The organism is Pedobacter sp. UBA4863, from assembly GCF_002399615.1.
Lineage (GTDB): Bacteria > Bacteroidota > Bacteroidia > Sphingobacteriales > Sphingobacteriaceae > Pedobacter.
This window is the reverse complement of the sequence record NZ_DHDZ01000033.1, coordinates 275,212-285,232: the sequence shown is the minus strand read 5'-3', so window position 1 is coordinate 285,232 and position 10,021 is coordinate 275,212. Positions and strand designations below refer to the sequence as shown.

General features: G+C 36.1%; 6 protein-coding genes and 1 riboswitch. Of the genes, 5 read left to right on the top strand and 1 reads right to left on the bottom strand.

All coding sequences use genetic code 11. The features are described 5' to 3' along the window. Window positions 1–131: 131 nt before the first annotated feature. Window positions 132–321: riboswitch (cobalamin riboswitch) on the top strand. A 92-nt stretch (window positions 322–413) separates the two neighbouring features. From B3I52_RS08015 to B3I52_RS08005, 3 genes are all read left to right on the top strand, one after another. After that, window positions 414–2,294 (top strand): TonB-dependent receptor plug domain-containing protein, encoded by a 1,881-nt coding sequence (locus B3I52_RS08015; RefSeq protein WP_293300197.1) that lies wholly within the window; start codon window positions 414–416, stop codon window positions 2,292–2,294. A 78-nt stretch (window positions 2,295–2,372) separates the two neighbouring features. Further along, window positions 2,373–2,951 (top strand): DUF6580 family putative transport protein, encoded by a 579-nt coding sequence (locus tag B3I52_RS08010; protein ID WP_293300195.1) that lies wholly within the window; start codon window positions 2,373–2,375, stop codon window positions 2,949–2,951. A gap of 136 nt (window positions 2,952–3,087) precedes the next feature. Beyond that, window positions 3,088–3,768: an SIR2 family NAD-dependent protein deacylase gene (locus tag B3I52_RS08005; protein WP_293300194.1), complete on the top strand. Its 681-nt coding sequence runs from the start codon at window positions 3,088–3,090 to the stop codon at window positions 3,766–3,768. 332 nt (window positions 3,769–4,100) lie between these two features. On the opposite strand, the gene B3I52_RS08000 is transcribed toward B3I52_RS08005, so the two are convergent. Next, entirely contained in the window at window positions 4,101–6,083 is a 1,983-nt protein-coding gene (locus B3I52_RS08000; protein ID WP_293300193.1) for a T9SS type A sorting domain-containing protein, read from the bottom strand. Window positions 6,084–6,331: 248 nt separating this feature from the next. Here B3I52_RS08000 and B3I52_RS07995 point away from each other — a divergent pair, with 248 nt between their 5' ends. Then, window positions 6,332–9,190: a sensor histidine kinase gene (locus B3I52_RS07995; RefSeq protein ID WP_293300192.1), complete on the top strand. Its 2,859-nt coding sequence runs from the start codon at window positions 6,332–6,334 to the stop codon at window positions 9,188–9,190. Continuing rightward, window positions 9,190–9,927 carry a LytR/AlgR family response regulator transcription factor gene (locus B3I52_RS07990; RefSeq protein WP_293300190.1) on the top strand — a complete coding sequence of 246 codons (738 nt, stop codon included), beginning with the start codon at window positions 9,190–9,192 and terminating at the stop codon, window positions 9,925–9,927. Before B3I52_RS07995 ends, B3I52_RS07990 begins: the two co-directional genes overlap by 1 nt. Window positions 9,928–10,021 lie beyond the last annotated feature (94 nt).

Sequence of the window (10,021 nt, the reverse complement as noted above, 5' to 3'; positions counted from 1 at the left end):
TTTTTAATCCATAGTGGTTTATTGATGTAGCTGTGGCTTAATCTGCCCAATGTTTGGCAAGTAATAAGAATTATTCCAATATAGATTGCTAAATAAGCAGTGCATATCCTTTTCATGTCAATAAAATCTCTTACTTTTGCCTTGCTTTTGGTTTCCGTTAATTCGGGATTAAAAGGGAATACGGTGTAAATCCGTAACTGTCCCGCAGCTGTAAATTCTTTAACTGTTTGCATTTCTTGGCCACTTTCTAGTTATACGCTGGGAGGGAAGGCTGCAAAACAGGGAATAAGTCAGAAGACCTGCCTTTAGCACATTAAAATTCATAGCTTTCGGGGATTGAAGCTAGGAAAGAGCTTTACATTTTTGTACTACTCGTTTCCTTTCTCATTCTCTTGCGGTGTAATGCACAACAAGTGAAAAAAAACATTAAAAAAGCTGTAGCTGGTCTAGGATTAGCCACGGTAACCCTTGCTTTTGGGGAAATTAAAGCGCAAGAAGTTCAATCTTTAAATGAAGTAGTTATCGCTACGGCTAAAAATGAACAAAAGCAATCGCAAACAGGTAAGGTAGTAACCATTATAGACAGCGTTCAACTGTCTAGGAGTAGCGGTCGTAGCGTTGCCGAATTGTTAAATCAGCAAGCCGGATTACAAGTGCTAAGTAATGGAATTAACTTAGGGAAAGACAAGAGTATTTTCTTTAGAGGCGCTGCTGCTGCCCATGCAGTAGTATTAATAGATGGCATTTTGGCTTCCGATCCATCTTCAATAGGTTCATCGTTCGATTTGAGGTTGCTATCGGTAGATCAAGTAGAACGTATCGAAATTTTACGGGGCGGCCAATCTACCTTATACGGTTCTGATGCAGTAGCAGGTGTAATTAACATTATTACTAAGAAAAAGGTAGAAAAAGGCAATCATGTTTATGGTGCGGCCACGGCAGGGAGTTATCAAACCTATAAAGGTACTATTGGGATGAATAGCAAGGTAGATGCCTTTAGCTATAACCTTAGCTACACGCATTTAAAAGCCAATGGCATATCTGAAGCGGCTCTGCCCCAAGGAAGTAGTTTGTTGTTCGACAAAGATGGTTCGCAACAAGATGCGCTAAATGCTAATTTCTCAGTACAATTGGCGCACCGTTTGAAAGTTAATCCGTTTTTGCGCTATACCCACATGAGTTTCGATTATGACAACGATGCTTTTGCAGATGCCGCAAACACCGGAGAAACTAAAAATTTTAATGGCGGTTTAAATGCTATTTATCTATTAAATAAAGGGAAAATTACCCTTAATTACAGTTATCAAACTACCAATAAAGCATACAGAGATGCCTATCCGCGTAAATTAAAAGGAGATATGGGATTGATCGATGTTTTTTATAATCAGCACATCGGTAATAAAATGAATTTCTTGGTTGGCCTAGATCACAGAAAAACAGCCATTACCTATTACGATGCCGCAGGTATTACCAAGCCAGATATTAATTTGTTTAGCACCTATGCTTCGCTTTTTCTTCACGATTTAAGTGTTTTTAACCTAGAGCTTGGTGGCAGGTACAACAAACATAATAATTACGGTTACAAAGAAAATTTTACCTATAACGTAACGCCCAGCTTAGTGTTAAGCAAGCAGGTAAAATTATTTGGAACAGCGTCTTCTTCATTTAAAGCACCGGCATTAGATATGTTGTTTGGCGCTTGGGGTGCAAATGCTAATCTTAAACCAGAAACATCTGCACAACTAGAGGCAGGTTTTGATTTCAAATTTTTCAATGAACAATTGAAAATACGTGCAGTTGGTTTTAAAAGAAATATTAAAGACGCTATTGTTTATACCACTGGCTACATTAATCAAGACAAGCAAGAGGATAAAGGCTTAGAAATAGAACCAAGCTTTGCAATTGGCCGTTTTAACTTAGGGTCATTTTATACTTACACAAAAGGAAAAACAACCTCAAATGCGGTAGTGTCTGATATTCTTTTGAGAAGACCCAAACATATGTACGGGGTAAACGCCGGGCTACAGCTCAACAAAAGTTGGTTTGTTAACCTGCAATATAAATATACTGGCAAACGTGTAGATACTTTTTATGATACCAATACTTGGTCTTCGGTACAAAAAGATCTCGAAGCTTATAAACTGTTAGATTTTTACACCGAGTATGCCATCCTTAACAAGAAAATAAAGTTATTTGTTGATTTAAAAAATATTACGAACGAAGAATATACCGAAATTGTTGGTTTTGCCACCATGGAACGTAACCTGAACGCTGGTTTTAGCTTTTCTTTCTAAGTTACAATGTGATAAATAACAGAGATAATTTTATATTGCGATGCTAAAAACTTAGTTTTGTATATCAAATTTAAAGAAATGGAAAGAAAATCAACTACCAAAACTGTAGTATTGTTGTTGTTTATAGCCTTTGTGATAGGCCTCAGAATGATAGCGCCACTTTCATCAGATTTTGCCCTATTTGCAAATTTCTCTGGAATTGGAGCAGTAGCTATCTTTAGCGGCACCTATTTTAAAAATAGATTTGCTGGTTATTTATTGCCTATGTTGGTGTTGTTGCTAAGCGATTTAAGTTTGGGAATGATCATGGGCACTTCGTACGCATTTTATAAGGGTTGGTATTTTACTTACATTGCTTTGGCGCTAATGGTATTGGTGGGCCAATTAATGATTAAAAAGGTAACGATATCCAATGTGTTTGCAGCCAGTTTAGCAGCGGTATTTGTTCATTGGATTGTTTCAGATTTTGGAATGTGGATAGGTTTTGATACTTACCCTAAAACATTGGCAGGCTTTGGAACTTGTTTAATTGCTGCTATTCCGTTTGAATTAAAGTTCCTTTACAGTACCTTGGTTTATTCGGCATTGATGTTTGCTGCTTTTGAAGCATTAAAAGCAAAATTCCCTTCATTAGCATACAAAACTTCTGTAGCGTAATAGGATTATAAAATATAGTGGTTAAAAACGCTCTTGTATAAATTGCAAGAGCGTTTTTTTTGTGGCGTTTTGTTGTAAATGCACAAAATGCTAGATCAAACCTGTGTATTTGCGGCTATTTTGTTAGTTTTAGCTAGTGAAGAAAAAATTGGTCATATTAACAGGGGCAGGCATTAGTGCCGAAAGCGGCTTAAAAACTTTCAGGGATTCGGATGGTTTATGGGAAGGTTACAATATATTAGATGTAGCTACACCAGCAGCTTGGCAGCGTAATCCAGCATTGGTGCAGCTTTTTTACAACGAACGCAGGAAACAAGTACTCGCTGCCGAACCTAATGTGGCACACACTGCATTGGCTCATTTAGAGCAGCAATATGAAGTAAATATCATTACACAAAACATTGACGATTTACATGAGCGGGCCGGTTCAACTGCCGTAACCCATTTGCATGGCATAATTACCTATGCACAATCTTCTGTTAAAGCATCGTTAATTTATCCAATAATAGGGAACGATATAAACATGGGCGATAAATGTGAGCTAGGTTCGCAATTACGACCACATGTAGTTTGGTTCGGCGAAGCAGTACCAATGATAGCAAAGGCGGCCGAAATATGTGCAACAGCAGATCTATTTGTTTTAATAGGTACGTCGTTGGCAGTATATCCCGCTGCCGGACTGATAGATGATGTGCCATATCAAGTCCCAAAGTACATCATCGACCCTAAAATACCAGCTGTTTCAGGGTTGAATAATGTGATAAAAATACCGATGAAAGCTTCGGAAGGAGTGCGGGAGCTCTTGACTTATCTGTAAAAAAGGTATTAGTTTTCTTCCTTCCTATCTAAAACCGTAAAATATCCACTTTTAAACAAGGCACTCTAACCTAGTGCCGAATTTATTTTTAGTAATAGCTTTTTGGTGTTGCTTCCAATATTAGGGTAACAATTTCTCAAGTCTGTTGATGTATATCAAAAGGAGATTTTGTTATGGAAAGGATAATTACTTTTTTGAAGTTTTCAGCTGGTTTTGTACGTTTTATCATGACGAATGTTTGGCCAAGAATTTAATCTAAATAATAAAGGCTGATGTGGAAACATAGACCTAAAAAAAGCGGCTACTGCCGCTTTATAAAAGTGTTTTGTCGTTTATTTTTTGATGATGGGAAGCGTTTTAGTGTTTAATGAGCCAAGTAGCTTGATAAAGTACATACCGTTAGGTTGCTGAGCTAAATCAATACTAAGGTTATTTTGATTTGGCTGGAGGATATACGTATTTAACGTTTTTCCATTAAGATCGATAAGATTGGCTTTGATAAACTGCTGAGCGGCAAATTCTACTATTACATTACCATTTGTTGGGTTTGGATACAAGGACGCTTCTGCATTATTTAAGTTAAAGCTAATTGATTTAACATCAAGATAATTGATCACTCCATCATTGTCTGTTTGTAGTAATTGATAGTAGTTTAAACCTTTAGCTGGTTTTTGATGCCTGAAAACGTAGCTTGAAGCATTTTTGTTTTTAGCGTCAATTTCTGCAAGCGTGTTAAAGTTTTTTCCATCAACGCTATGTTGTACCACAAAAGATTTTGCATTAACCTCGGTAGCGGTATTCCACATTAAAACGGTTTGCTTGTTTTCTGCTTTTACAGTAAAAGATTTTAAAGTAACTGGTAAAACTCTAATGGCTTCTGTATCGTATAAAAATTTGCCAAATAAGGCAGCACCCGGCAGGTAAGTACTCCAAGAGCCATTCATATTCATAAATTTACCGTGGTTAACATCAGAAATCATAAATTCGTTATTGTTGTTAATTGCTACCCCAACTCCGACATTATTTAAGGTGTTGTTCATACCTGGAGAGTATTGGTACGTTTTGTAAATAATTTGATTGTTTTCTACTGCAGGGTAACCAATATAGCCATACCCAGATTGCTGCTGACTATTAGGACTAGCGCCTAACATTACCACACCATTACTATTAATAGAAACTGCGCCTCCTAAATTAGGATACCTGTTATCAGAGTTTTCTGTTCTGGAAACGCCGATGTGTGCGAATGTTTTGGCTTCACTATTAAATTTATAGATATCGGCCAAACCAATTTCCCTTTGGGTTAAATTTCCGCCTTGTTGGGTGGTTTTTGGCCCTAGTCCATTGGCTTTTGGTGCACCTACTACAACATAATCTCCAGACATGTCAATTGCTGAGCCGAACATATCTCCATTAGTTGTAGAGGATGTATTGCTAACTGTGGTGCTAGGAGTGCTTGAAACTACTCCATTGCCGGCAGCGTTAATAAAATACGCATACACTAAGCCTTTTGCTGTGCTTCTAGTATGTCCAACTAAGATGGTATTCCCATGTATTTTTACAGCTTTTCCAAATATTCCGTCTGTAATGGAGGCATCGGGTAATAGCTCGGTAATTAGTTCATATGCGGCGCCTGCAGCGTTTAGTTTTAATAAAAACACCCTGCCTTTACGTGTTATACCATCATTGGTGTAGTTTTCTCCAGCAATAACTACAAAATCACCGTAAATGGCAACAGCGCTACCATATTTTTGCGAATTTGCTGGTATCGAGGCTTGGGTATGTGTTACACCTTGTATAAAGGCATTTGAAATTTCTATTTTCTTGCTGATAGTTGGCGCAGAAAAGTTGTCTAAGTTAGAAAAAGTAATCACAGCTACGCGTCCATAGTACTTATCATTATTTCTTAAAGAAGATACAATGGCTTTATCTGCATTAAAATCTAATGCATCTCCTAAAGTATAGGCAGTAAAGTCTGTTTGTGTACCACCAAAAACATTATTATAAGGGAATGTAGTTAAGCTTTGGTTACCATTGGCATCTTTTTTCATAATACCAATAGCGCCTCTAGGGTTGTTGCCGCTAATTTGATGGCCGATTGATGTAAATGCAAAAACACTACCATTAGTTTTTACATGATTAAAGTTTTTAGTGGTGTTTATTTGAGCTTCTGTTAAACCGTTTGGTATAGTTGGAATAAGCGCTTTGTCGTCGTTTTTTACTTCTATAGAAGGATAAGTAGGCGTGGTTTGCGCATAGCTAGTAGTACTTAGCCCAACTAGTGCAATAATAAATGTCTTAGTAAATTTTAATGTCATATTCTCCTGATTTTGATGGGTAATCATTTGTTTAGGTCAAAAATTCTAAAATAAAAAGGCTTTATTTTTTTAGTTTTATGAAATAGGTGTTTTATTTTATAAAAAGCCCATTTCAATTGATGTGTAACTGTATGCATCAAAAACTTATCTTCTATATTTGTAATCACGCTTTCTGGTAATTAACCGCTTAAAACCTACTTTAAAAGTTTTTAGTGTTGACCTCTAGATCAAGTACAACTTCTAACAATGTGAGATTAGCCTTAATAACCATATTTCTTTTAACATTGGGTTGCTGCGTATATGCACAGGAAAATTCTAACCCAATAATTTTAGAGCAGCGCAACGGATTGCCTTCTAATTATGTTTATGATGTTTTTGAAGATCATAATGGTTTTGTATGGATGGCCACCGAACAGGGTTTGTACAGGTACGATGGTTTCGAGTACAAGTTATATGCTTCCGAAATGCAATCTACCTTGGCAGGCAGCGGCATACAGCAAGATGTTTTTGGACGGATATGGTACGAGAACTTTGATGGTTACCTATTTTACCTAGAAAATGGACGACTAAATTCTTTGAAACAAGATCATCCAATACAGTTTTTACCATTTGGTTTAACAGATAGGTATTTATATGTTATTGTTAAGGATGGGGTAAGTATTTATGATCTGAAATCGTTAAAGCTGCTAAATACTATTAATATTACTTGGATTTATGCAGAACACGCTTCTTTAATTAACGGGAAATTCTACATCACTGATCAAAACAAGATTGTTTGCATAGATCAAGAACTTAATGTATCGCAAACTTCTGTTAAGGTTGATGATACTAAAGGTGTAAAATTGGTTTTTCCAGTGGATGGTAAGGTGGCGGTATTTTACAGAAACAACGGAGTAGTTAATTTCTACGATAAAAATCTGCAGTTTCTTTACCAAAATAATATTGCTGTTACAGGCTCTGTTCATCATGTGGTTAACATAGCCAATACCAAATATGCTATCGCTACGTCAAAAGGTTTGTGGTCGGTAGATTTTGCTCACCATAAGGCTAAGGTGTTGGATGTGAAGTGCTCGGGTTACAGTATAGCAGAATATTTAGTTGATAGAAATAAAAATGAATGGATTCCTACCATTGGCAGTGGTGTGTTTTTTAACGCTATTTCAAAATCAAAGACAAAAGTTTTATTAAAAGGCAATTTTTCGCTCATTAGGCCATATAACGATGGTTACATTGTGGCCGATCAGAGCGGTAAAATGCTAAAGCTATCTAGTAGTTTTAGTATAGGCGAAACCTTGGCCGATGCAGACGGTGACGTTGGATATCTTTTTAAAGATCCACGGTCTAATTCGTTTTTGTACACCGATAATACAGGAGTGTATGTGGTACAGGGGGCTGTTAAAAAATATTTTAATATTGCTTTAAAACAGGCGGTTTATTTAGACGATAAATACTACTTAATTGCAGCTAGTGGTTTTTATGGATTGTTTAAAAATCCTTTTGCAACACAGGTTAAATCAGATTGGGATCCATATTTTAAAAAGAACATCTTTAATTTAACCGATTTTAGCGCATTTAAAAGTTTTGTAAGGGCTAAAACGGTGGCTTATAACCTTCGTTTACAGGTAGTTGTAGTGGGAGCAAATGTGGGTACTTTTATCAATAATAAAGGTGTAGAAAGTGAGCTAAAATTAAATGGTGAGCGATTTTTTGTGAGCAAACTAGTTTGGTGCGAAGATGTTTTGTTTGCGCTATCCACCACCGGAAATTTATACAAATCAGAAGATTTAAAGGAGTTTCAGAAAGTAGAAATACCCGAAAATAATTTAAGGTTAGCTAAACATGTAGATCATACGATATATATGCTAGGTAGTAATTTTTTGTATGCCTATGATACTAAACGAAATAGTGCCACTCGTTATGATTTAGGCAACAATACGCGTTCTATCAATGATTTTGTAGTAGATGGCGAAAACATCATCATGACTACTGTTGATGGCTTGTTTAGTACTAATTTGATAAGCACCGCTGGCGAAAAAGTTAATGTGCCATTTTATGTCAACGATTTTTATGTCAACGATGTAAAGGTCGAATCGTTCAGCAATTTGTCTTACGATCAGAACAATATCAGGATAAATTTTTCTTACTTAAATTTTGGGCGCAAAAATGGCGTAGTAGTCTCTTATCGTTTAAATAATGATGCTTGGGTGGTGGTTCCAAATCAAGAGAGGGATATCTATTTTCAGGCCTTGGCACCGGGTAGTTACGAGCTAGCTTTTAAGGTGAACGGAAAAGTACTGCCAGAAAAAGTACAAATTAATATTGCGGTACCAATTTGGAAGGCCTGGTGGTTCTATTTACTTTTAATTGTGGTTAGCGTAGTGTCTTTATGGCTGTTTTATGCTGCAAAAACAAAGAGATATACTCATCAAATTAAGCTCTTAAACGATAAAATTCAGCTAGAAAAATCGTTGGCTAAATCGGTGCTAACTTCAATAAAAGCACAAATGAACCCGCATTTTTTTTACAATGCCTTAAATACCATTCAGGGATTTATTTTTACCAACGATAAGCTGAGTGCAAATAATTACCTGGCTAAATTTTCTAAACTTACCAGATTGGTTTTAGAAATGTCCGAAAAAGAAAACGTGTCTTTAAACGAAGAACTAGATGCCATTAAAATGTATCTTGATTTGGAAAAAATGAGATTTGGCGAAAAAATAGATTACGCTATAGTTTTAAAGAATATTTCTTCGGTAGAAGCGATAGAATTACCGCCAATGCTTATTCAGCCTTTGTTAGAAAATGCAATTAAACACGGCTTACTGCATTTAGATAGACCAGGGAAATTGGTGATATCATTACTTAAAAACAACAACCAACTAGAGGTGCGAATTGAAGACGATGGAATTGGTAGGGAAAGAGCAGCAAAATTGAAAGCAAACAGGGAGAAAACACACGACTCTTTTGCATTAAAAGCCAACCAAGCTAGATTAGAAATTCTTAATAAAAATAGAAAAGACAGTTTGTTTACCTTAGAGATGATTGATAAAGTGGAGAACGGTATAGCCAAAGGGACAATAGCGAAATTAACAATACCATTAGACTAATGTATAAAGCAATAATAATTGATGATGAAGAAATGGCAAGGGTGCTTTTACAGCAGATGCTTGCAGCCTATTGTCCGCAGGTTGATACACTAGGTGTTTATGCCGATTTGCCAGCGGGAGTAAAGGCCATTAAGCAGCATAAGCCTGATATCGTTTTTTTGGATATAGAAATGCCGGGTTACAGTGGTTTAGAGTTGTTAGATTTTTTTAAGGAAGACGAAATAGACTTCTCAATTATTTTTGTTACCGCCTACAACAATTATGCTATACAAGCTTTTAAGCTTTCTGCGGTAGATTATTTACTGAAACCAATAGAAACCGACGATTTAATAAATGCTGTAAAGTTGTTCGAGCAACATAAAAAAACTTTCAATTTAGAAGTACTAAAGCATAATTTGGGCTCATCTGGCGTTAAAAAAATTGCATTAAGTACGCTTAGTCAAATTTACTTTGTAGATACTCAAGATATCATGTTTTTTAAAGCAGAAGGTGCTTACACCAAAGTATGTTTAAAAGACGGGAGAGAGATTTTGGTTAGTAAAGGACTTAAAACATTTGAAACTATTTTGGCCGAGGTGAGCATCTTTTTAAGATGCCATAAGTCTTACATTGTAAATTTATCTTATGTTACACAGTATTTAAGGGCTAATGGTGGGAGCTTATTAATGGCCGATAAATATGAAGTAGATGTCTCGCCATTAAAAGTTGCTGAAGTTTTAGCGAGATTAGGTTGCTGATGTGTTTTGCTGGCTTTTGAAGAGATTAGATTTTACTTTTAACAAGAGCTTTTTTTAAAATAACGTGAGTTGGGATAAGAGAAATAAGATATTT